Origin of the sequence: Accumulibacter sp., assembly GCF_036625195.1 — a bacterium.
Taxonomy (GTDB): domain Bacteria; phylum Pseudomonadota; class Gammaproteobacteria; order Burkholderiales; family Rhodocyclaceae; genus Accumulibacter.
On sequence record NZ_JAZKUG010000001.1, the window covers coordinates 4231343 to 4255432 of the forward strand.

Consider the following 24090-nt stretch of genomic DNA (forward strand, 5'->3'; position numbering starts at 1 on the left):
GATCACCACCCCCGAGAAAGCTGCTCCTTCACCGCCTGGGGATCAAGCACCAAAGAGCAGCTTTCCCAGTCCGCATCCTCAACCTTGCTGTATTTCGCATCAAACGGATTGCGGGTAGCCACGGCCCGGTCAATGAGCTGGTGGGCTTCCTGTTCCTCGTCCAGCGCGATCTTGACCCAGACATCTTCCAAGGTATCAGGGATCTGGCCAAAAAGCTGATGGATGGATTCCAGCCGGTCGGCCAGCACTTGATGCACTCGGTCTTCCACGGAGTCACGGTAACGCAGATTGGCAATCCAGATTTCGCTGCGGGCCTGGCCAATCCGCTGGATGCGGCCCTTCCGCTGCTCCAGGCGCGTCGGGTTCCATGGCAGGTCGATATTGATGAGCGTACCGAGTCGCTGCAAGTTCAAGCCCTCGGAGGCCGCATCGGTACCCAGCAGCAGCTTGAGTTCGCCGGCCCTGACACGTGCCTTGAGTACTTCCCGCCGACAGCGCTGGAACCTGCCTTCGCGCCAGACGCCTGATCGATTACTTCCCGCGTAAAGCCCGATTTCCATGCCGGAAAACTCGGCGCGTCTTGCCAGTTCATCGCCGATCCAGCGCACCGTATCGTAATACTGCGAGAACAGGATGCAACCGAGATCGAGCCAGCTACGCGTGACACCGGGATGGGTCCCGCGAAGATAGCCGATCAGCGCTTCCAATTTTGGATCGTTAGTTCCACCTTGTCGGAGCAGGTCGAGGCAGCGGCGCAGCGATGTCACTTCCGCATCGGTGAAGTTCTTGAAATCGTTGCTGCCCTGCGGCGGTCGGCCAACTTGCGGGGGCGTTTCCTCTTCGGCATCATCTTCGTCCTCGTCGTCGGGGATGTCGGGTTCTTCGCCGAGGAGTTTACTCACCGTACGCCGCCCTGCTTCCATGGAGCTGCCCATGCGCCGCAACAACAGCGTCTTGAAAAACCCCGCCCCCCTGACCCGTTTCTGGAGGAGCAACGAAAACGCTTCCGCCTCCTGATACGCTTCGCGCAGGTAGCCGCCGAGAACGAGAGCGCCCTGGTCTTCCTCACCAAACAGCTTCACCGTGACCTTGGGCAAGAGATAGGCACCCGTGGCCGGATTGATCGTGGCTTCGAGGTAGGCACGGGTACGGCGCACGACGCAGCGCAGCAAGGGGTTGAAATTCTCGCCGTAGTGGGGGAGCAACCTGTTCTGGAGCTGGACGCGGCGGATCGCGAGCGACAGCTTTTCCAGGCTCTCGGGCTTGAATTGCCAGCGGGTGTCGCTGGCGTCGAGGCTACGGCGAATGCGGTCGAATGACGGGTCTTCAAACCGGGACGGCAGCGGGTCGCGAACGTATTGCCAGCCATCACGCACATCACGCGTGGGCACTGCGGCATCGCCGATGGCGATGGCGAGGCAATGGCTCGGTCGAAACCAGGGGCTGGTCTGCGTCCAGCCGCCGAGCACGCCCTCGTTGCCGTGGGAAAGAATATGCAGAAGATCCCACGCCTCGACCGGGTGAAGTTGCACCGGGGTCGCGGTGGCCAGCAGCATGCTTTTCGTCTTCGGGCCGATTTGCCGAAGAAACGCCATCAACTTGTTCGGGTCTGCCCGCGCGTCGATCTCATCGGCGTCAGCGTCTACCCTCGGCACCTTCCGACGGCGAGCGCGGTGGGCTTCATCGACGATGACACAGGTGTAGCGCCGGTTCAGCAGTTGATTGATCGCTTCCGACAGACCGCGCACCACCAGGCCCTGCGAAACCAGACCGATTCGGCGCGGACACTTGCCGAGCGACTTCGCTCCGTCCGACGGGTATTCCAGATCGTTCTCGTCCACCCAGGCGCGGCCATTCCACCGCGCAGAGGGCAGCAGGAGCAGTTCCATCAATTCATCCTGCCACTGCTGAAGAAGTGGCTTGGGGGCAAGCACCAGAATCGGGCCGCCGTCGGGATCGTCGAGCGCCATCAGGAGCGCAGCCATGGCGAGCTGAACGGTTTTCCCCAATCCGACCTGATCGGCGAGAACCAGACGCGCACCGCCCAGCCGGTGCCGTTCCAAAGCCAGGTGCGCGAAGTACTTCTGGTGCGGCCAGAGACCCTGTTCGCGACGATAGACCGGCGTTTCCACCGCAGCAGCGGCTGCGGCGCCGGTGGGGTCGGCGATAGTCTTGATGTCCGCCGCTTCGATGATCTTCCGCGAGATGATGCGCTGCACGTCCTGCGCGATGAACGGACAACAGGCGAGATCCACGGCGCGGGCGTCGTTCCACAGCGCATCGAACTCCTCCTGCACCCACGCAATCGTTTCCGGGTCGCTGTCTTCCCACAGCAACTCGTAGTTCAGCTTCCAGGCCGATGCACTTTCGTTGACGCTGCCCAGGAAAGCCGTCGCCGAGCCGTCGGCACGCCGCACGACCCCGGCCTTGCCGTGGATCAGGCCAAACGCCGAATTGGGCAGCACCCGCACTTCGATCGTTTTGCTGGTCAGCGCTGCGTAGAGGGCACGGTAACGCGGCAGTGCGGCGGGTGGCGCTTCCTCCGGCTTGCCGGAACACCAGCTTCGGCGCAGCGCGGCCTGTGCCGCCGCAGCCGTGATGAGGTCTTGCGGATCGAGATCGGCGTTGCAGACGATGCGCACCGGCCCCGCAACGTTTGCCAAGGCTTCCCCGGCCACCTCGAACAGGCTGGAGCGAAAGTAGCCGGCGATGCGATCGTAGGCAACGGCCCCGTCGAGACGCTGGTTCAGGACGGTCTGGTCGAGCCGGCTGCGGCGGCTGGAATGGCGAGTGAGCATGGCCAAAAGCTGGGCTGACGATCAATACCAAACCGGGATGGACGGCCAGAATCCACGCATCCTATTCGCCCGCCTGAGTTTCCAGAATCCGAACAATGTCGTCGGAAAGCCACAAGCCCGAGGCGCGAAGTTTTTCGATCCCTTCGCCGACAGAGACCAGCAGGCCGCGACGCTTGGCGAGCACCAACAGCTCACCCGTACCCAGCATCGGAATTCCCAGCGTCTGAGCACAACGCCGGGCGTCCATATCATCAATCACGGCGCGCAGCGGCGGGTTTGCCAGGGCATGGCTCAACACCGCCGTTTCGCCAGCGCCGAGATCCCATGCGGCCACTCGAGGCGAACTCACGACGTCCACACGCACTGGCCAGGGTTGCTCACTCAGGTCTCGCGCGGCACGGTCTTCCTGCCCCTGCACGACCACTTCCTGCCATACGGCTTCGGGCACCACGATCTGTTTGAACAAGCCCGGCAGCAAAGCACCCTGGCCACTACGGAACAGCGTGATCAACGGTGAGGCGTTGATCACTGCCGCATCAATCCGCATCGCGCAGTTCCTCGCTGAGCTCCTCGGCCGTGTATTGGAATGGGCTGACTCTGTAGCGCGAGAGGGCATCAATGAAACCTGCCCGAGTCAGGCCCGCGATCTCGGCGGCGCGGCCTTGCGAAAGCCGGCCGAGTTCATACCATTTCACGGCGGCGGCGACGCGCATCTCCTGCGCAAATTCCTTGGGCGCTTGATGCAGGGTGGCGAATGCCGATTCGGGCAGGTCAAGGGTTACTTGCGTCACGTTGATCTCCTTGCAGCAGGCTGGGATGGGTCACCTCAGGCATGGTCATTACGCAGGCGTCCGGCGAGGATGCGGGCGGCTTCGGAGTCGGTGGTCCATTCGTTCATTCCTTCGGCGTTGGCCAGCGCCGCAAGCCATTCGAGCAGCGCGATGAAGCCTTCGCGTTTGCCCCAGTAAGCCTGGCCAAAGGTATCGCGCAGGTATTGCCGGCCAGGCTCCGGGCTGTTGTCGGCGGCAGCGGTTTCGCGGATGGCGAACATCAGGTGCCGCAGCGGTGAAAGGGCAAACGGGTGGGGCGCGCCGGTGCCCGCGCGGCCACGGCGTGCCGGCAGTGCCGCGGGATTGGACTCCACCCCGTGGACGGGAGCGAGCAGGCTCGCCGCCAGGCCAGCGGGTGTGCACATACGGGTGCCGTTGGCCTTGTCGCTCTTCAGGAGCGGACGGATATCGGTGACGCCGAAGCCGCGCGCCAGTTCCTCATACATGCCCTTGCGGCGCTCGCCCCGGCTCTCGATGTCCAGCGCACGCAGATAGTAGCGCTCGACGAGCGACAGCTCGCGCCACGAGGCGTCCAGCCCACGCGGGACGAGGGTGTCGCAGGCGATGCCAAGGGCGCGCTCGATGACCGTCTGGAAGTCGCTTTTCTCGTTCTTCGCCCGCACGGCAAAGACTTCGTGCTCGACATCCTTGCCATCGAGCTTGCCATACTGGGTGAGCACCTTGAGCGCAGCGGCGTAAGCGGCGAGTTGGTAGTCGGCGTCGTTGAAGTTGGGTTCACCGTCTTCGTCGAGCGCCTGCATCGAAGCGATCTGGCGTTTCACCTCGTCCTCGACCATCGGATAAACCTCGTCGAGGAAACCGGGTTCGTTGGCAATGCGCTTGCGCAGGACCAGGCAGACGGTGCCCTGGACGTAGTTGCCCTTCTTGATGCCCGCCGAAGTTTCGGTGCTGATCGTCCAGGCCGCGGTGGCCTTGAGTCCGGCGGCCCAGAGGATCATGCCAAGGTCGGCCCAGACGGCCGGGTTCTGATGGGTGAACAAGACCATCTGCAAACCGTTGTCCGGCATGTGGCGGGCAAGGTTGCGGTATATCTCGACCATCGATCGCCGGAAGTCCTCGCCGTCACCGCGCACGGCCAACTCGGCGCGGGCGTCGGGGACCCATTCCGGGAAGGTCTTGGCCAACTGCTTGTCGTACCAGGCCAGGAAGAAGTCGCCAAGTTCGTGATAGTTGACTGCGTCTGCGTAAGGCGGATCGGTGATCCAGAGGTCGCAGGTATTCCGTAGCTCACGTGCATCAGCAACCGTAGTTCTGCAGGTGCAGCCGACCGTTATGGGGGATGAACCCTCAAGAAGTTGGAAAGTTGGCGCAATCTTCCCAAGCCCCCTGCCCGAATAGCTCATCAGTGTGTTCAAAGCCTGGTTGTTGAAAGTCTGATCGCCTTTTTCGTTAGATCCATGCCACATCCAAGCGCTACCGCGCGAGTCCCAATTCGCCATCCGCCCCAAACCAAGCAAGCATCCAACTTGGTCCGCCGTTGATTTAGCGAGTCGTCCTGACGTTTCAGCCAGCAGGCCATGCGTCAACAACTGCCGCGGCGTGAAGAGGTGGTGCCAGTGGGTCCAGCCGCGCTCGCGGATCGGCTGCTCCGTGTTGTAGCCGCTGACAATTGCCTTGGACGGGACAAAGCCCTCGCGTTGCCAGTCCGCAAATCGTTCGCGCAGCAGCTTGAGCACTGTCGCTTCACGGGCCAGATCGGCGTCGTCGGGAGCCGCATAACGGCGCCCCCCATCAGCGCCAACCCAGCGGACGCAATAAAGCCGTTCCTGAAACACATCGCCCGGGCGGGGCACGAGGTCGTCGTTGCTCCAGCGCCGCAGACCTTCCGGGCCGCGCAGCGCTTCCAACGACCAGGAGCGGCTGGGATCGAAGGGATCGACGACGCGGCTGTCTACTACCGTGGCCCCCTTCTTGTTCTTGTACAACTTCAGCTCACCATCAGAGACGACCGCGATCTCAGGCGTAAGTTGGTCCGACCCAGGAGTGCATTGCCAGCGGGCGACCACCTTGGATTTTTCGCCGACCAGCCAACTCGGAGCGAGCGGGATGAAGTAATCGCAACCCTCCGGCTTGACCTCCACGCAGTAGAGGTAGGCATCGGCGCGTTCGCCTTGCGCATTGTGCTCGATGCCCCACGCCGTCACTTGTCGGTCAGCGACAGTGAGTGCCTCGGCCTGCACGCGCATGACTTCTTCCTGCACTTGCCTGCCACCGCCCAGCAGATTGAGGCTGGCCCAGGTCAACAGGCCTGCAACGGGGTTGAGATCGGACCCGAATGCCTCGCATCCGATGCGTGCCGCCTCGAAGGGGATGGAACCACCGCCGCAGAAGCTATCCCCGACGCGCGGCGTGTGGCCGAAGGTACGCTGGCCGAGTTGTTCCACCAGTTCGCCAAGGCTCGCGGCCCTGGTGCCGAGGTGGACGTTGATCTCTGCCCAGGCTTCCACCGTCGGACCAGGAATGTTCTCCGGCCGTTCGCAGTCTTTGAGGCGTTCAGCGTAAGTCAGCGCGTCGAAGGTGGCGCGGTTTCTGTTTCTTCCTTTATTGCGCTGCCAGGTCCCGTCGTCATCCATGGTGAGAATCTTGAGAAAAATCTCCCGATCCCTTTTCGGATTAGTCGAGGCGGGCATCAACATGCCGAGGATGGAGGCGCGCACCAGAATGAGCGGTTTGCGCCCCCACCACTTGCCGAGGCGGGTGAGCGTCTGCCCGTTGTTCGCCTTGCGCTCCTTGTAAGACTCGGCAGACAGTCGGGCAATCGGGAACTGGGTCTCAATGAAGGTGCTCATTCGGTAGCCGCCCAGTTTTCCAGTTGCAGACCCCGGACTTTGGCAAACTCGCGGGTGTTGTTGGTGACCAGCACGGCATTGACGCTCAGTGCGTGCGCGGCAATCAGGGTGTCCAGGGAGCCAATCGGTTCCCCGCGGCGCTCCAGGTCAGCGCGCAGGTCACCATAAGCCCACATCGCCGCGGTATCAAAAGGGAGAATTTCCAGCGGAGCGAGAAACATTTCCAGCGCCTGGCGATTGCGCACCGAAGCGCTCTTGGCCACACCAAGGGCAAGTTCCGCAGCCACCACACTCGACAGCCCGATCTCACCCAGTCGGTACTGATGAAAACGCGCCAGCACTTCAGGCGGTCTGGTGTTGATGAGGTAAATGCAGATAGTGGTGTCGAGCAAGATCATGCGGCGATCTCGGCACGAACTTGCGTCGCGGGCTGCTCCCGTGTCATGACGAATCTTGGCTCGAACAATGAAAGTCCGGCTTCCAGCGTTTGCCAGGGGTCATCCATCGGTAACAAGAGAACGCCATTGCCAAAATGCTGCACAACCACTTCGGTGCCGGCAAACCGGTATTCCTTGGGTAGCCGAACCGCCTGGCTGCGGCCCGATTGAAAGAGGCGTGCGGTATCCATGGGAAGCTCCGAAAAAAAGGTGATTACCAATGATAGCTACTTGTTGTCGCGGTGTCAGCCGCAGATCGAGGAAGCGTTCAGCGAGTCAGCAAAGACTTCAGAGGGAAAGTGAGAGCTGCGAATGCCCGAGCAGCTCGCGGCGTGCCTTGGGCGAGAGGCCCTCGCCTTTGACAAAGGGGTTGTCCGCAATGGCGGCGCGTAGCGCCTTGCGCCAGCCGAGACCCTTCTGCATGGCCTGGCCGGTGGTGGCCACAGTCATGGTGTAGAGCCACCAGCGCTCTTCGGGGGCCAGCGCTTCCCAGTTGTGCAGCGCGTTCGGGATGTCGTCGGGCGAAGCGTCTTCCACCGCCCAGCAGAGGATGCAGAGCTCCTTGCCGAGTGATGGATGAACCGGCACCGGCTTGCCGGGATTCTTCTGGAACTTGGCGGCCGGCAGGCCGTTGACACGCAGGCGGCGGTTGGCCTCCTCCCAGAAAGCCGGGGCGAGCGCCAGCCAGCGGTTGCGGTCGATGACCACGCGCAGTGACGGGTCGTTGGGGGATGGCGCATCGACGGCGCGTGCACCCAGATGGTCGAGGTCATCGCCGCGATGCTCGGTGATGCAGACGAGTCCGCTGGCGCCACTGCCCTTCGGGATGTCGATCAGGAAGCCATGACGCGCTTCGTCCGGGAGAAAACCGAGACCGACGACTTTGCGTGCGGATGATGAGGAAACGACTGCCATCGCTCACTGGCTTACTTTGGCAACGTTGAATGGCTGCTTGGTGGCCACGAGCCAGTCGAGCAGTGCCTGCCCGTTGGGAAATGATAGCGCACCTGCGGTCATGCGCAGGCTGCCGTCTTTGACGATCTCCTGAAGCTTCTCCGCGACCGCTCTTGCTGCATCGGCATCGTAGCCGCCGTCCAGTGCCCCCGAATAGTCGACGTTCTGCTGGCCATCGCTGCTTTCTGCGGTGAGACTGAGATCATGTGCGCGGACACCGCTGGCTGCCGCCAAGCGCTGGATGAAGTCCCAAACCGCGCCGGCATCATCGAGTCTGGTCTGCTGGTTCCAGCGGGCGGGGAGTCCGGGATCTATCGGGGGGCGCACCGCCGGTCCTTGCTGTGGGATGGTGATCCGTAGCGTCTCGGAGTTCAGGTCATAGGCGCTTGATACGGCCATGGCGCACACCACGCGGCAATTCGCCGGCACGCGGAATGGCCCATCGTAAGTCGCAGCGCCTGCACTGGTTGGCGAGGAACCATCCGTGCTGTAGCGGATAGTGACCCCGTTGGCCTTGGGTAGGGCCAGCAGCTCCACTTCGTGATGACTACCGCGATTGTGGAGCTGATACTTCAACCGAAGCTTCGCGGTCCATTCCTTCACTGCACTGACGCGGACCATGTCGGCAGGATCGAAGGCGAGGAAGCGGTAACGCAAGCCGACAGCTTCAAAGCGGCTTGGCGTCGGCACGGGACTGGAAGCGCTGGTAGGGTCCGAGTCGCCGGTTTCATAAACGAGAGACGGCGCATGCAGCGGTTCGATTCTCAGATAGGTGTGACCGTCGCCGTCTTCCTGCACGGAGAGTTCGCGAAGAGAAACCTCGGGAAGGGGCGGGGGAAACGGACCGCGGCGGATGTGATTGCCTTCTTCGCGCCACAGCCCGCGCCGAACACAGTCGGCCTTGAGGTCATCGAGCGCCGAAATCTTGTGCAACGGCCAGTTGGTATTGACTGCGGCGGCACGTTTGAAGTCTGACCACAGGACGACTTTGCTCTGCGCCGAACCGAAAAGGCGAACCTCCGCCCGAGTGCGGAAGCTCTCGTCATCGATCCTGGTCGTGAACTTCTGCGCGCCTTCGAGCGTCCTGCGGATAGTGGCCTCGCCGCTCTGGTTGCCGGCGAAAGCGAGATCGGTACCGGTGGCTCGCAGCGCGGAACTGATCGACGGATAAACAATCTGGTCGAAGGCTTCCTTCAGGGCGGCGGTGAATTGCAGACCGACGCGGTCGCGGAGAACATCGAGCGCCCGCCACTGCGGATCGTCCGCTGGCGTGTTCTCCGACCGGAGTTCGTCGTCGATACTTTGCAGGGCGCGAGTCTGCCGCGCCGAATCGAGCACCTTCTGGAAAGTATCCCGCGAGCCGGTGAGGAAGAGGACGCGATTCTTGTATTGTTGCTGGCCCCACCACGCCTGCCAGTCCACGGAGATCGGCAACTGGTTTGCCTGGCCGCCAGGCCGCACGATGACCAGTGTGGTTTTTTCCTGCTCGACCTGAACTTCGTCGGGCGGGGGCAGGACTTTGATGACCTGGTAGCAGTCTCGGAGCGAAGCGGCAAAGTAGTCCTCCAGGTGCTTGCGGAGCATCCGGTCAACGGTTTCGGCGTGCAATGAGAGCGCCGTTGAACGCAGCTTGGCGGCGAGATTCTGCTGGTTCTTGAAGAACAGGCGGCCGTCTGCCGAATTGTGGAGATACCAGGCGCGCGTCGCCAGTTTGTCGACGACGTTGGCCTTGAAGGTGGAGAGGTCGCGACCGGGCCGCTGCAGACAATCGACCAGTTGATACTCGCGCAGCCCATGAATGGCGCCTGGCGTACTGGAGAGGGAGGCAACCAGAATGACGCGCGCGGCTTCGGAGGCGTCGGCATTCCCATTGGCCAGGTCGATCTGCTCAACTTCGGAGTCGCCCCCGTGAGCGATGTCATGCGCAATGGCTTCGCTCAACGAGGGGTTGATGGTGCGAATCTCGGAAGCGATCTCGTCGACGTTGAAATCAATGTCGTACGGACTGATCAGGTCCTTCGCAGCAGCTTTTTCCGATTTCCAGAGGTCGGAGACCACCATCTGCATCAGGCGGATGACGCCACGGGTCTGCTGAAAGCCTTCGTTTTCCTTGAACTTGCCGACAAGCTCACGCAAATCGGGATGAAAGGGGTAGGCATCGATCACTCGCGTATAGAGTGATTCCGGCGTGGTGGACGTCAGGTTCATGCGAACCGCCTCGCGCAGCGCATCCCGGTAGGCAGCGGCAACCCGCTCGCTTTCTGCCTGCGGTGCGACGTTCTGAAACAGCCGTTTGCGCAGGATGTGATAAAGCTCATCTCCGTTTGGATTCACCGGTGTGATCGGGACGGCAATTCGACGAGACTCTGAGGTGATGCCTTTCACGGCACGGTCGAACGCAGCTTGCAGGTTCGCCTGGCCCAGGCTGAAATTGCTGCCGGCAAGATCGGACAGGACGAGGCAAACGTTGTCCATCTCGGCAACAGCGACAAAGAGATTGCCGAGCGCCGTGGTCGTGACCACAGCCAGATCACCATTGCCGACCGGAACCGTCACCGCGTATTCTAGGTACGGTGGCAGCTCGTCCAGAAAAAGCACCAACGGGTCGCCGCCAAGCAACTGTTTCCAGGCCTCCGGGCCAGGCGCGCTGAGCAGCGGCGACACATAGCGGGCAAATTGCACCGCCTTCCCCAGCTGTTCGGCAATGGACCCCCAGATCCCTCCCGCAGCATCGGTGTTGCGTCCATTGAAGCCCACCACACGACAGCGCCCCAATTTGGGTGCCGGGTCCTTGTCCCCCAGGACGCGGCGGCGCAATTCCGGATCACGAGCGAGCAAGCCAAGCCCGATCATGCTGTGCGTCTTGCCGCCCCCCATCGCCTGCGACAGGAGGAAGACTGACGAACCGGCTCCGGAGCCCGAGAGGTGCCGAAACGCACGGTCAACCAGGGTCACCATGCCGTTGGTGAAGTAGTTCTCGTCGAAAAACTCGGAACCGTGAACCTGACCCTTGATGAACGTATCGAGGCTGAGCACCGTGGCCCGGCGGTCGGCGGCAAAGACGGAGGCTCGGGGATTGCAAAGAGTCTTGAGTGTCATGGATCGTCGTCGAACGCGATTGAACGAAAGCTCGTCGAGGGAGGCAGAATGGGTCACAAGGTTAACAGACTCTTGACGGTGATGTGCTGTCATGGTGCACGCCCAGATCAAGTTCTCCGTGCGAGACCCTTGTATATCGTAGGATTATGAGCCGAGAGATCAGCGGGACCCGCTATCGCAGGGCAGGCGAGGTCAACAGGTCGACAAGAAAAACCCCGCAAAACAGGGCGTTGAGCGGGGTGTTCGTTGTTGCTGCAGCGAGTTTCCAGCCAGTGTCCTGGCGGAGAGGGAGGGATTCGAACCCTCGGTAGGCTCACACCTACGCCTGATTTCGAGTCTCTGGCAGAATTCAGCTTTCACGGGCTTTGCGCGACGATTCGTTTCCGCAACAAAGCGCGTTCAGGCGGCCCGGAACGCCATGATTTCCGGGGGTGCGTGCCTAGGTTGCGGAAACGATTTTACAGATTTGGCATAGCCGCGCAAGACCACACTGCCAACCTCTTGACTTCGCCTCGCGTTTCGGTGCATGCTTCTGGCGTCGCTGCACATCAGCGATGCGGGTTTGGAAGCCCGGGATTCGTAGGCGGACGAGCCGCCACCAGTGCGGTATTTTTTCGTCCGTCGCATGGCAAGCCCTATGGGCGGGCCGTGTGGGAGGGTGTGAGCCCTGCCGGTGCCTACGACCGGTCTTCCAACCCGCACGGTTCCGCCCACCCGTTTGGAAGCGGGGAAGCGGAAGACACAACGCTTCGTAGGAGTCCTGCCATGAATGCCACCGCCACTGGCGCGTCCGCGCCGACCCGCAAGACCAAACCCCTCGCCTTCCGTCCCCGCCAGAAGTCCCCGATGCGCCGCCTGCCGTTCGTCGGCCGCGAGCACACCGCAGACCAGTCGTTCTCCATGTGGAACGTCCCCGCGAGCGGCGGCTACTTCGGCGGCGGTCGGTGTCGGGGTCCACATCAAATCAACGTCGGCCGCCTGTCGAGCGCCAGCGAGATATCCCGCATCAACTCTTCGGCAACGGCATCCGGCATGTTGTCGTTGCGCGCTTCGACGGACACGGCTTGTAGCAGCGAGTAGGCGCGGATGAGGAGTCTCCGCTGCAGCAGCACTTCAGCCTGCTGCGATTCTTGCGCGGCGACCCGGAACAACTCGTGATATGCCGCCGGCTCGTCCGGAGCGAGCCTGCTGCGTAGTTCCGTCGCCATCACTGCCCTCCGGCCTTCGCAGTCGGCTTGACCGACTTGTTGCTGCCGCCCACATCGCTGGCCTGCTGCCAGTCGATCACGTGATGCTGTCTCGGCTGCCGTCGATCCGGGATGTCCCCGTGCTCGAAGGCGCACCGGGTCTCCAGTTCCGTCATGCGCCTCTCCTGCGCCAGCGCGTAGCGCTCGAAACGCCGACTGTGCGTCTCGACCCGTTCTTCCAGTCGCTGCTCCAGGCCGACGATCGTCTCGGACAACTTGCCCACGGCGTTGACCAGAGCGCCGTGCTGCCGCTGGTTGTCGCGCAAGTACCAGCCGACCAGGCCGAACAAACCGGCCAGGATGTACGGCGTCAACTCGGCCATCAATGCGTTCATGCGATTCCTTTCACGTGCGATCCATTACGGATACCAGTCTGCCGTTGATCGTCGGTCATTGCATCCTCTCCGCTTGCCTGTTGAACCCGCGCATCACCGCCGCCATGCGCTCGTTGACCTCACGCGCCCTGCTGGCCGCATCGGGCTCGCCCCGGCTCAAGATGCCGCGACGAATCCCGCGCAGTTCGCGCACCTGACGCTCGGCGGCATTCCCGAGTGCCGCCAGTTCGAGAGCGTGCGGATGCTCTTGCAGGTAGGCAGCGATCCCGCCGCCGTCCTTCAGGCGCCCCTTGATCTCGCTTTCCGCGGCGTTCGCCTGCCGGATTCGCTCATAGAACGCTTCGCTCTGCCCGGATGTGCCGCCGGTGCTCCCGTACAGCCGACCGAGCAGCGGGATCCTGTACGGCGGCAGCTCCTCGCCGGTGAATGGCGCCGCCGCCGTGGCTGCCACCTTGCCCGCCTCGCGGCCGAGGCCTCCCGTCAACTGCCCGATCACGTAGTCGATCTGATCGGGGGTCGGTGACCACCCGCCAGGCGTGTACTCGGTGCCGCCGGTGATGGCGTTGATCGCCTCGGCAAAGCCCTTCGCCCAGGGCGTCGCAGAATCCTTCGCGCGCTGCGTCCCCGGTTTCTGGTCGAGGCTGTTGAAGTTCTCGATGTAGATCGGCTTCCCGGTCCAGTCCCTGTTCTGCGCCAGCGCCACGAACGGATCGAGAACCGTCGGCGCGGCGATCTGCAGCGCCGGCGCCGAGCCGCCCAGCGGGTTGAACGCATCCGCAAGAACGGTAGCGAGGCTCGCCATCTGCCTGCCAGCCGTCTTGTCCTTGTAGACCGCCATCTCGACGGCCAGGCGCCCGATGTTCGGCAGAAAGTGGAATCCGAGCGGCATCGGGATTGTGATGTACTTGCCCCTGCCGATCGGGATGATGAGCGAGCGCTCCTTGACGAACTCCGGGATCTTGCTCCACTCGTCGTCTTCTCCGTCGCCACCCCCCATTGCTGCAATGCCCATCACGGTGCTGACTGCGCCGGCCAGCACGCCGCCAGCCATGATCTTCCGCCCGGCCGGCCCGGCCAGCGTCTGCGCCATGCGCGTCGTGCCCTGCACGGCGGCATTGAAGAAGGCGTACAGGGCGCCCAGCTCGCGCGTCTGCCGGCCCTTGCGGTTGAAGTTCACCGTCAGGTTCTTGGCGAGGCTCGCCGCGCGCTCCTTGGTCATTCCGCTATCCAAGCCAGCCTTGTACGCAGCGAGCCGGACGGCTGTTTCCATCGCCTCGTTGTAGTCGCTCAGCCACGAAGCGACCGCATGGAACGCCTTTCTTGCGCCGCCACGATCGAGAGCCTTCATCTCCTCGAGAATGGTCTTGCTGCGATCTTCGGCGGTCAGGAATAGATCCCGGTATCCCGTCATGCCGCCGACCATGTTCAAGTCTTCCGAAAGCGCAGCCCACGGGCCTGTGGTTGGCAGCCGACCATAGTTCTTGAAGGATGCACTCAGGATTCTGAGAGAGTCTTTCAGCACTTGTCCCTGTTTGCCTGCAAGCTCGGTCGTGCTCAAGTTCAGCGCCCCAGCCTGCAGGTCGCGCATCATGTTGATGACGCCGAAGATCGGGTTGTACTGCGTGTTGATCGAGGCAAACCAGCGCGTCATCTTCCCAACGATCGGGATGATGTAGTGCAAGTCATCGACGTCGAGGTTCTTCAGCGCCTGCGCCATGCGCAGCGCCTGCGGGTTGTGCTCGTTCATCGTGATCGCCACGTCCTTGCCGGCAATCCGTAGCGTCACGACGTTCGGACGGCTCTTATACAGAGGATCCGGAACGGACTTCACGAAGCCGGTCGCCTTGTCGATCGTGTCGAGCATCGGCACGGCGCCGACCTTCCACACGTCCGGCAGCCGGTTCTGGCGCGCCATGAGGTACAGCTTGAGCATCACGCGGTTCTTCTCGCCGCGCGTCAACGCCGCCTCGCGTTGCATGGCGATGTGCCCGAGGATGTGCGTCACCTTCTGGTTGCTACCGGTGCGCCGCTTGGCAGCATCGCCCTTCACGCTGAAGCCCTGCCCGACGGGATGGTTGGCGCTGTCCGGGTGCGCCTCGTCCCGGTGCAGGGGCACGTAGAACTGGTACGTCCGGCGCCAGGCATCGAGACTCGCCCCGCTCATCAGTCCGTAGTCGTCGAGGAGCTGCAGCGTGCCGGAGTTGATGTCATCCACCCTGGCGGCGAGCGCATCGAGATCCGCGCGCCGCTGCGGCGACAGCCCGGCCATGATCGCCGCCGCGGCTTGGTCCGTCATGCCGGAGAGTGAGCGGCGTTCCTGCTCGGTGCCGCTGAAGGCCTGCGCGCCATTCCACTTCACCAGATCCCCGCGCGCGTCGTTCAGCGCCTGTTCGATCGCCTTCGTCGCCAAGCCGCGGGCCTGTGCAGTCTGAAGGTTCCGCTCGAGTCGGTGCACAACCGCCGCCGCCTTTCTCCGGCCTGCGTCGATCTCCGCCTGGTTCGGATTGCGCTTCGCCATCTCGGCGTTCGCCTCCGGGGCATGGCGAGCATGGAGGAAGGATTCCAGTTCCTGCATGCCGACGCCGCGGGTCTTCATGTCGGCCAGGAGTGGCCGCAGCTCGGCCTTCAGGAAGTCCTGCGTCCGATGCGCCAGGCGCTTGTGATACAGTTCTTCGCCGAGGTAGGCATCGTTCAGGTCGGTGATCGTCCCGCCGATCTCCCGGATGTGATCCCGGATGCGGCGCAGGTCGACGTACTTGTCCTGCAGCTCGTAGATCAGCTTGTCGATCCGGCCCGGCGTCAGGAGCGCGGCGGCCTTGGCCTTGGCGGCTTGCCAGAGGTTGCCGGGAGACGCCGGCGGCGTGACGGCTGGCTGAGTGCCGGCGACGTTGAAGCGGATGTCGGGGTCGGTGGCGTCGAAGGTGCCGCGGTTGCCGGTGGCGGACTTGATCTGCTCCGGCTCAAAAACAACAAGGTGTCTGCCCGTGCTGCCCGGGCCGTAGTGAAGAATCCCGTCGAACCCGGCCGCTTTCGCCCCGGCAGTTACGCTTCCCGCTTTCTTCTCCAAGGTGAGCAAAGGTGCGGCGTCTACCCGCCGTCCGACGTAACTCGATAGTTTCTCCGTCGCGCCTTGGCTGAGCGGCTGTGTGATGTCCAGCAGGTTTCTGCTGCGAACAAACAGCCGCATCTCTTCGGTTTGTCCGCTTGGCGACCAAGGCGCGTCCACAGAAAGGTAAATCCCCGGGCCCCATACCGCGCTTGTGCTCGCCTTGGTCTCGTCAAATACCGTCCAAAGCGCCTTTGTCGTGTGGGTTGCCTCCATCGGTTCCCCCGTCTCCGGATCAACCACCTTCGAGACATTGCGGATGCCCGATGCGTCGTATAGAATGGGTTCGTCAGAGGTCGCCTTGACTTGAGACTGCTGGGAATTGGACCCGGCCGAGTTCTCAAGCCATTCGCGGCCTTTGCCTTTTTCGAGTCCGATCAGCAAACCGTCGTCGATCCAGTTCGCGATACTCGAATCGCGCTTCGGATGGATGCTGCGAATGTCGTTGATCTCCACTCCGTTCCGGGTTGCCTGCAGATCCATGACCACCACGATGTTCCCGTCTTCGTGACGGGCTTCCGTGACGACAACGCGATGGTCAGGGCCAGCTTTCGACTTGAAGATCGCCAGCGGAGCCTGGATGTTCATGGCGAGGTCGCGCAGATCTCCGAGGCCAACCTCATGCTTCTGCTTGACCGCCTTGGTGAGAACGCGCTGCGTCAAGTGAATCGGGGCGTCCGGAAAGCCGAACTGTTGCAGGATCGAACCCGGATGACCGATCTGGATGATCGTCCCGCTGGAGAGATTTCCTTTCTCCCACTTCTCGAGCTGATCGCTGACCCGCGCATTGTTCGCGCGAACCTCCCAATCTCCGAACCACGCCTTGAACGCCGGCGTCCGCACCTGCACCCACTGCCGGTAGTTCAGCTTCGTCTGGCCCGCCGCCTTCGCCTTGTCGTATGCCGCGCGCCCGCCGACCTTGCGCTCGGTGGCGGCGAACTGGTCTTCGGTGTCGAGGTTGAACCGCACCGCCTCATCCGCCGCCCGGATCGCCGCGTTCTCCTGCATCAGCGCCACGCCCTCGCGCAGCGCACGATCGAGCGCCGTTTCCGATGGCTGCGTCCTGATGCCAACGATCCGCGCGACGATCCGCACGAACCACTGCCAGGCGTTCTTCAGCGCCGAGTTTGCCGGCGCCGGAACGCCCTGCAGCGCATCCCGGAACTTCGGATTGCTGAACACCTCGGCGACGAACTCGTCAAGGTTGCGCATGCCGTATTGCCCGTCCAGCTTGCCCGACTTCTGCACGTGCTTGAACAGCGCCCGCATGCGCATCGCCGACACGCCGCCGACTGCAATCGCTTTCAGTGTTGCCGCATGGACCAGTTCGTGCAGCACATGCCGTTCTGCATCACGCGGCGTGAACAGCGCCACCTTGTCGGCCTTCGGACTGTAGGCCGCAGCGTACTTCTGCGCGTAGGACCGATTGCCGACTTGCCAGCCGCCCTGTGAGTCCGACGTGACGGCGGTCTGCAGCCCGGCCTTCTGCAGCGCGGTCGCCAACAACCTATTGAAGGGTCGCCGGCTGGCCTTGCTCAGGAAGGCGAGGATTTCCGCTGCGCCTTTGCCCTCGGAAGCCATGCCAAACACGGCGCGGTCGGCCGGCGAATAGCCGCTGGTTCCGTTGCGCGAGTACAGCGCGTCAGCAGGGTGATTGCGCCGCCACTGCTCGGCCAGTTTCTCGAACGCCGGGTAGTCGCGCACAGCCATCTCGTCGATACCGGCGAACCCGGCTGCTCGAGCACGATCGGACAGCCACCGCTCCTGTTGCGCCAAATCGTCCGCAAGCGTCTGGTCGCCGAGCGAGAACACAACCGCTCCCGGATTGATCCCAGGCTCTTTGCCTACCTGAGCCAGCGACGCCGGGTTCATTCCGCTGCCATAGACAATCACGTCCAGCAGCCTGACATCGACGTGGGACAGCGCTGTCTTCAGGTTGTTTTTCTGCCTTTCCGACAACTTGCCACCGGGGTCCGCGATGACTGCGCCCCGGGCATTCGCCTTGCTGGCCGCGCGGAACAGGCTCATGAGGCGGCCATGAACGCGCATCGAGCCCATTTCTTCGCCGCTGAACGGGACGAAGGACGAGACTCCGTTTTGCGAATCCACGAATACCACGCCTGCGCGGTCGCCAGCGATCTGCGGGATGATCCTCATGGACTCTGCCGGGCCTTCGAGCTTTTCCACGTCGTCGCGCCGATCGATCAGCTCCCGATCAACAACGGGCACTTTGACCGGCGAGCGCTTCGTCACGCGCACTTCTCCGCCGCCGACGATTGTGTGGTCGTACTTCACGACGCCGGCACGACTTCCTGCGCCGGTCATGGCGAACAACCCGTGGTACTGGATGCCGGAGCCGTCCAGCGCGTTCTGCAGGGCTTTGTCGAGACGGGTATCGTTTGCTGACAGCGCCGCCAGTCCGGACGGATGGTTATGTGCCGTCCAGAGGCTCTTCGCGCCATCGATGCGCGATAGCTCGCCGATCAGCGTGCTCAGCGGCGCGCCCACCGCTCCGACGTCGCCCTTGAACCCACCGATGATCGCCAGCGGTTTGCCGTCCTTGTCGGTAACGATGGCGTCGTAGTGCTCGACCGCCCAGCGCGGCAGGTACGCAAAAGCCTTTGCCGCGTCTTCCGTTGTGCGAATGCGCTCAACCGGAAGCTCGCGCTCTCCTACGGTGACGAGTTGCGTCGAGACGTAGTAGATCCCGGGGGTGTCTGGGGCTTGTCGGACGGCCAGTACTCGGGCAGCGGGTCCGGCCGCAGCATGTGCGGGGCTTGTGGTGAGCGACTTTCGCCCTGGTACATCTGATCTTCCGGCATTGGATAGGGCGTGCTCTGTTCCGGCGAAGAGGTCACTGGTAGCGCCACGGAAAACATCCTTGGTGATCGAATCTGGTTCATTGACATTGTAGACCGCGCGCTCCTGCTCGGCTACGTTCGGCGGTCTGACGACATGCGCCATGCGGATGAAGAACCCGCCGTCCCTGGCCCACATGTACGGGTCAATCGACCTGGCCTGGTCCTTCGTCAGTCTCTTTGCGATGACTCCGAAGATGGTCTTTCCAGCCTTCGTGACATGCTCAACGCGGGGAGCATCCGTCAGGAGCTTCCGCGGGTCGCCGGGTTTCTCTGGTTCCTGTATCGACTCGACGGTAGCCGGCGCCCCGGATGGCTGCACGATGCCTGCATCGTCCATCTTGCCGGCGTTGGCCGCCTTGGCGAAGTCGCGATCTGCCTCCCGCTTCTGTACGCGCGCCTTGTCTGCCGGCAGGGATCGGCCGACGACATCCATATTCTCGATACGCTCGAACAACTCCTTGACACTGGCGGCTTCGATCTCGCGCGAGTCTTGTGTCCGGAGTCCCTTCAGGCGCGATTGCTCGGTGATCTTGTCGATGATCACCACCCTGGTCTTGACACCGGTGCCGGCGCGCTCAAACGTCACCCCGGGAAGCCCGATAGACGCCCGCAGGTATGCGGTCGGGGCGCTCTTGACCGTGGCCGTGCGCGCCCCTGTTGGCTGCACGGCCCTGATCTGATCCGGGCGGTACCCGGTCGCCCACGCGTCTCCTTCGCGCTGCACGAACAACTTGCCTTCGCGGAAACCAGTCACTTTCCCGGTGACCGTGCTGGCACCAAGCACCCCGCCGGCAATGCCGGCCATTCCGGACACCTCGACGGTGGCCGTGTCGCCAAGGAACACGGCGCCGAATGTGCCCAGGTTGCTCGTGACGGGTTTCGCCTTGATCTGCTTGTCCCCGTGCAGCCAGTCGTCAAAGCGCTTGTTGGCAGAAGGTATGTCGGGGATCAAGGCAACCAGGCGCCCGCCGTCCGTGAGGTGCCCGAAAGCCTTGTCGAGGTGTTCGACCGCCATCTTTCCGCCAGTACCGAACGGCGGGTTCATCACGATCGCATCGTACTTGTTGATCGTGTCGTGGTTCTCGAAGCGATCGTTGACGAGTTTGGCGTCGGTCGCCAGGGTCAGGCGCGAAGCGAGTTCAAGCGACTGCTCGATGACCGTCCGATCGTTCTTGTCCGGGAACCAGCGCGCGATGGCACCATGGCCAGCGGAGGGCTCCAGAACGCGGTCGCCAGGCAGGATGCCGGCCCATTCCACCATCTTGAGCCCCAGGGGTTCGGGCGTGGCGTAGTAGTCCTCGCCCTCTGCGGCCTTGGTCCTGGCGGTCTTCTTCTGCTGCGCGAAGTAGAGCGATCGAGCGCGGTCCCATTCGGTGATCGCACTCACCAGGTCGCGGTCGCCAACCTTTCCGCCCCTGCCGTCCGCTTCGCCTGGCTCGTAATCTGGATCGCTGTTCTCGAACGCCTGGATGAACGCCTCGCGCAACCCGCGCGCCTGCTCGCCCATCGCCAGGTTTTCCGCAGTGCCGGCGCGGCGGGCGATTTTCGACCCGAACGCATAACGCTCCCAGTTCGTGCCCGTATTGAAATACTGGAAGTTGGCGTCCGACTTCTGGCCTACCCGGTAGATGCGACCCTCTTGCTGAATGGCCTCGATCGGCGCCACCGGCAGGCCCAGGTTGATCACGACCCGTCCGTGCTTGCCTGTCGTGTCGTGCCCGGACCAGCCCGCATTGGCCGTTTTCTGCACCAGCAACAGGTTCGCTTCTGGCTTGGCATCGTCGTTGAAGTCGCGAATCGACTGGACGCGCGTCTTCTTGTACTGACCCATGCCGTTGTAGACGCCGGCGCCCGGGAAAGCCTGGAGCAGTGTCGTCAGCGGCGACCCGTACTGACTGAAGTCGATCGCCTGCAGCTCCGGGCGAGCGGCCATGAACTCCCGGATCAATTGCGAGCGCGGAACCCTCTCGGTCTTGATCTGGCCGTATGCCGCAGCCCCCTGCCCGCGAGCAGGCACGTCGACACCATCCTTCTCGACGTCGTAACCGGGCATCCTCTCGGCGGCCTCGGCTTGCTTCAGTTGCTCGCCGAGGTTGAAGACGTTGATACCGCCGCCGCTGTTGAAGTCGTAGAAGACGACGACCTTGCGCCCAAGGGCGTGATGTTTCTTGATGTACGGGATGGCCGCGCGCGCCTTGATTGCCTCCAGCAGGCGTGAACGAGTCAGGTAGTCGAACTTCTCGTTGATGGCGTGATACAGGCTCCAGTACCGCCCGTTGTCCGTCTCGCGCAGCCACCGCAGGCCGTCGTCAATGGTTTGGCCGACGCCGCCCTGGATGAGGATGAACTTCCGCTCGTAGTCGTGATCGACGTCGAGCATGCGCGCCGACAGCACCCCCTCTTTGCGCAGCCAAGTGTTGAACTGGCGCTGCATCAGGTCGCTGTCTACTTCGGCCGGTGGTTGGGTCAGCTTCCCGTTGCGCATGCGCCAGCCGAAATGCTGCATCATGAACTTCTGGTACCCGCTCGGCGCGTTGTATCCGCGCCCGCTCACCTCGGGGAAGTCGTACAGGAAGCCCTCGCCCCATTGGATGCTCGGCTCGTAGGCAAACGGTGTCGCCGACAGGAACATCACGCGCGAGCGCTTCTCGCCCTGTCGCGCCATCACGTCGGCTTTGGTGCGCTCCAGAATGGCTCGCCACTCCTTGACATCAGCGTCGAGCTCCTTGCTCAGCGCGCCCACCCTCCTCTGTGCCGCCTCGAGCACTTGTTGCATTGTGTCGAGACTGGAAACGCTCCTCGTGATCGAATCGATCTCCTTTCTCGTGCGCTCGATGCGATCGACGAGACCCCGGTTCTGCATCTCGGCCCGCTGCAGCACGCCGTCCGGGTGAAGACTCACCGCGCGCAAGGCGTGCAGCGCCAGCGTTGCTTCGGCGTCCTTGCCGAGCATGAGGAGATGCGCCTCATCGATCGCCACAAAGTCGTAGTCGCGCTTCGCGATTTCGTCGTTCTGGCCAAAGTTGGCGTAGGTCGTGATGGCGATCCCTGAGCCGGCATCCTTGGTATCGGTCAGAGGCTTGATCTGCAGACCGAGCGCCGGCGCGCTCCTCACCCACTCGTTCATCACCGCCTCGTTCGGCACGACGACGATGCCGTTGCCCTTGCCCTGCTTGGTGAGGCGCTTGATGGCTCCGAGAGCCAGGAAGGTCTTGCCGGTCCCCGTGCCGTTGGTGAACAGCACGCCATAGCCGTCTGGGGCTGCCCAGCGCTTCTCGGCAAAGAGCACGTCCTCGCGCTGGCCTTCGGTGAGAAACGGCAGCGTGGCGTCGATGTTCGCCTTGTCACCGACGATGACCTTGATGGGCTCGGCGTCTTGCTGCTGCTGGAGCTTGTCCTTCTTCAGCTCCTGCGGATTGGTTTCCTCGATCGCTTCGCGCCCGGCCTTCACGTCGCTGATGTAGCGCAGAACGTAGGGCTTCATGGCCGCGATGGTGTCTTTGTCCATCCCGAACTGATCGCGCAGTGCGGCAATCAGGGCGCGCATCATTTCCACGATGTCGGCGCCGGCCTGTCGGACGTGGGCTAGGCCCGCCTGGAAGTACGGCTTGGCAGCGGCGTAGGTGTCCTCGTCAAACGACGGCCCGCTGCCGAGCGTCCCAGGCCTGGGCTTGAACAGTGCATTCAGGCCCTTGGCGACATCGGATAGCGCCAGGCCGGCATTCTTGACGGCGCTCCTGCCGGCCTCTGAGGCGGACCGCGGTCCTACACTCCCGCCAGCAGGTCGGCCAACTGCCGCAGCGCTTTCCCCTCGAGAAGCGGCCACTCCGCCCGGGCGTACATCAGGGCTTCCTTGACGCTGGTTATCTCCGGCAGGCAGCTTCTCAACTCCTGCCGGCCGCTTCGTACCAGGTACCGGCTGATCGCCTCGTTCTCCGCCAGAAGCGGCCCCAGCTCCTGATACGCCAGAGCCGCCAGGCCGTCCACCTCGGCTGTTTGCGTCAGGAACTGGTACTCCGCCGCCAAGTGTTGCGCTTTCTCGTCCTCGCTCATCTGAAAGAGCGCCCTCATCGCCTTGCTGCGCATCGGCCGCTTCGCGATCTCGTTGAGAATTTCTGACGGAACCCGGTTCATTGCCTTCTTCCTTGGGTTTGGAAAACGCGGCCTCGAGCTCGGCGTCGAACAAGGCATCGAGGTCGTCACTTGCCGTGTTGGCCACGGGTGGCAACTCACCAGCATTGCCTGTGAGTTCGACGACTTGCGGCCTGACCGCCTCGTCCGCCTTTGCCAGCCCCGTCGCCGCATACGCCTCAACCAGCATCTTCTCGATGCGGGATTTCTCGGCGCGCAACTCGGAGAGCTTCAGGTCCGTCACCCGCAGCCATGCCACCGTCTCGTCGACGCCTGAATCCACAAGCTCCTGCACGTCGCCATGCATGTCCGCCCGGTAGGCGTGCGCCGGGGACCGCGTGTTCATGTGCTTCAGCAGACAGGTGCGAACGCTCATTGCAAAATCTCCGTCAGCGCAATTGCTGTCAGGATGATGATTCTCGACGACGCCGGCATTCCCGGATTGTCCGGCAAGCGATACTGCATGAACCCGCCACCGCCACCGCCGTAATGCGCTGGCGGCTGCACGACCACCGGCGGCTCGCTGGCAGACGGGAACATCCCGAGCGTGGCGACATTATGCGGGATGACTGGCGATGACAGCCCGATCAGCGCGGCGCCAAGCAGGTTGATCATGTGCGCTCCACCACCACCGATCCGTCCGGGTTCTCAGTCACCGTCATCGTCAGCGTACCGTCCGTGATCGTCGTTACCGTTCCCGCCCTGCTCGTCGTCTGCGGATCGCCAAGCCCGAGCCGGCGCCAGACATCCGGCACGCAATTGCCCAGGAAGTCGCCGGCGGTCCCAGGCAGATACGACCCTGGAAGCGCCGTTCCCCACGGATCGCCCGCACTGCCGGCTGCATTCAGCTTGCTGCCCATCGTTCCAGCCACGTTGTAGCTCGCCGCCAAGGATCCCCACAAAGCCGCTGCCAGACCTTCAGGACTGAGCGCGTCGATTTCCTCGGTAGTCCCTGAGCAATAGCCTATTCCGTAGCACTCCGCGTAGCCATCCAGTCCGATCGTGGCGGTGCCGGAAGCGTATCCGATGCCACCGGCAGACGCCGTTCCGTCAAGGCCGATTGTGGCCGTTCCAGAGGCATTTGCGACGCCAGAGATTGAGCCTGTTGCGTCCAGACCGATCGTCGCTGTGCCCACGGCGCTAACAACCAGATTGCCGATCGCGTCAGCGTCCAGACCGATCGTTGCCGACCCGGATATCGCGACACCCTGCGCCGCCGCCCCGGTTGCATCGAGCCCCATACTGGCAAAACCGAGCACAGCGCCAGCGACGCGCGGCATGCGCCACGATGCGGACGGGTAGTAGCCGTGCGGCTTGCCGACCGTTGCCCGCGCTGTGCTCTCGCCATCTCGGACGATGAAATGCCACCACAGGCTTTTCCGGTTCGTGCTCAGGTTGCCGCGCGAGAGCGAGACGGCGCCGCCGCCGTAGCAGCGTCGAACGCTTTGATTCTCCCGCGCGAAGTTGCCAAGAATGCCCACG

Annotated in this window: 13 protein-coding genes; all 13 read right to left on the reverse strand. The window is 63.1% G+C overall.

Annotation, left to right across the window (positions count from 1 at the left end; genetic code table 11):
• Window positions 1-2: 2 nt before the first annotated feature.
• The 13 genes from V5B60_RS18620 to V5B60_RS18680 all read right to left on the reverse strand — a co-directional run bounded on the left by V5B60_RS18620 (window position 3) and on the right by V5B60_RS18680 (window position 24089).
• Window positions 3-2798 (reverse strand): phospholipase D-like domain-containing anti-phage protein, encoded by a 2796-nt coding sequence (locus tag V5B60_RS18620; protein ID WP_332349071.1) that lies wholly within the window; start codon window positions 2796-2798, stop codon window positions 3-5.
• Window positions 2799-2859: 61 nt separating this feature from the next.
• Complete coding sequence (locus V5B60_RS18625; protein ID WP_332349073.1) at window positions 2860-3345, reverse strand: DUF3368 domain-containing protein; 486 nt, start codon at window positions 3343-3345, stop codon at window positions 2860-2862.
• On the reverse strand, window positions 3335-3589 hold the full coding sequence (locus V5B60_RS18630; protein ID WP_332349075.1) for a UPF0175 family protein: 255 nt from the start codon (window positions 3587-3589) through the stop codon (window positions 3335-3337). Before V5B60_RS18630 ends, V5B60_RS18625 begins: the two co-directional genes overlap by 11 nt.
• Before the next feature lie 35 nt (window positions 3590-3624).
• The gene (locus V5B60_RS18635) at window positions 3625-6438 is read right to left on the reverse strand and encodes an anti-phage-associated DUF1156 domain-containing protein (protein ID WP_332349077.1); all 2814 of its coding nucleotides are present in this window, start codon (window positions 6436-6438) and stop codon (window positions 3625-3627) included.
• Window positions 6435-6836, reverse strand: coding sequence for a type II toxin-antitoxin system tRNA(fMet)-specific endonuclease VapC (vapC, locus tag V5B60_RS18640; RefSeq protein WP_332349078.1), 402 nt, complete (start codon window positions 6834-6836; stop codon window positions 6435-6437). Before vapC ends, V5B60_RS18635 begins: the two co-directional genes overlap by 4 nt.
• Entirely contained in the window at window positions 6833-7066 is a 234-nt protein-coding gene (locus tag V5B60_RS18645) for an antitoxin (RefSeq protein WP_332349080.1), read from the reverse strand. Before V5B60_RS18645 ends, vapC begins: the two co-directional genes overlap by 4 nt.
• 97 nt (window positions 7067-7163) lie before the next feature.
• Entirely contained in the window at window positions 7164-7790 is a 627-nt protein-coding gene (locus tag V5B60_RS18650) for a DUF3780 domain-containing protein (RefSeq protein WP_332349083.1), read from the reverse strand.
• A gap of 3 nt (window positions 7791-7793) precedes the next feature.
• Complete coding sequence (locus tag V5B60_RS18655; protein ID WP_332349085.1) at window positions 7794-10928, reverse strand: DUF499 domain-containing protein; 3135 nt, start codon at window positions 10926-10928, stop codon at window positions 7794-7796.
• A 959-nt stretch (window positions 10929-11887) separates the two neighbouring features.
• Complete coding sequence (locus tag V5B60_RS18660) at window positions 11888-12139, reverse strand: hypothetical protein (RefSeq protein WP_332349087.1); 252 nt, start codon at window positions 12137-12139, stop codon at window positions 11888-11890.
• Complete coding sequence (locus V5B60_RS18665; RefSeq protein ID WP_332349089.1) at window positions 12136-12510, reverse strand: hypothetical protein; 375 nt, start codon at window positions 12508-12510, stop codon at window positions 12136-12138. Before V5B60_RS18665 ends, V5B60_RS18660 begins: the two co-directional genes overlap by 4 nt.
• Window positions 12511-12565: 55 nt before the next feature.
• Window positions 12566-22984, reverse strand: a complete 10419-nt coding sequence (locus V5B60_RS18670; protein WP_332349091.1) for an LPD38 domain-containing protein — start codon at window positions 22982-22984, stop codon at window positions 12566-12568.
• The gene (locus V5B60_RS18675) at window positions 22981-23223 is read right to left on the reverse strand and encodes a hypothetical protein (protein WP_332349093.1); all 243 of its coding nucleotides are present in this window, start codon (window positions 23221-23223) and stop codon (window positions 22981-22983) included. Before V5B60_RS18675 ends, V5B60_RS18670 begins: the two co-directional genes overlap by 4 nt.
• Window positions 23220-24089 (reverse strand): hypothetical protein, encoded by an 870-nt coding sequence (locus tag V5B60_RS18680; RefSeq protein WP_332349095.1) that lies wholly within the window; start codon window positions 24087-24089, stop codon window positions 23220-23222. The genes V5B60_RS18675 and V5B60_RS18680 overlap by 4 nt, the downstream gene beginning before the upstream one ends.
• Window position 24090 lies beyond the last annotated feature (1 nt).

What these genes read in the sequence shown, in the direction of transcription:
- V5B60_RS18625 (WP_332349073.1), bottom strand. Translation starts at nt 3,345, where the DNA reads ATGCGGATTGATGCGGCAGTGATCAACGCCTCACCGTTGATCACGCTG.
- V5B60_RS18635 (WP_332349077.1), bottom strand. Translation starts at nt 6,438, where the DNA reads ATGAGCACCTTCATTGAGACCCAGTTCCCGATTGCCCGACTGTCTGCC.
- V5B60_RS18650 (WP_332349083.1), bottom strand. Translation starts at nt 7,790, where the DNA reads ATGGCAGTCGTTTCCTCATCATCCGCACGCAAAGTCGTCGGTCTCGGT.
- vapC (WP_332349078.1), bottom strand. Translation starts at nt 6,836, where the DNA reads ATGATCTTGCTCGACACCACTATCTGCATTTACCTCATCAACACCAGA.
- V5B60_RS18670 (WP_332349091.1), bottom strand. Translation starts at nt 22,984, where the DNA reads ATGAGCGTTCGCACCTGTCTGCTGAAGCACATGAACACGCGGTCCCCG.
- V5B60_RS18675 (WP_332349093.1), bottom strand. Translation starts at nt 23,223, where the DNA reads ATGATCAACCTGCTTGGCGCCGCGCTGATCGGGCTGTCATCGCCAGTC.
- V5B60_RS18620 (WP_332349071.1), bottom strand. Translation starts at nt 2,798, where the DNA reads ATGCTCACTCGCCATTCCAGCCGCCGCAGCCGGCTCGACCAGACCGTC.
- V5B60_RS18645 (WP_332349080.1), bottom strand. Translation starts at nt 7,066, where the DNA reads ATGGATACCGCACGCCTCTTTCAATCGGGCCGCAGCCAGGCGGTTCGG.
- V5B60_RS18665 (WP_332349089.1), bottom strand. Translation starts at nt 12,510, where the DNA reads ATGAACGCATTGATGGCCGAGTTGACGCCGTACATCCTGGCCGGTTTG.
- V5B60_RS18655 (WP_332349085.1), bottom strand. Translation starts at nt 10,928, where the DNA reads ATGACACTCAAGACTCTTTGCAATCCCCGAGCCTCCGTCTTTGCCGCC.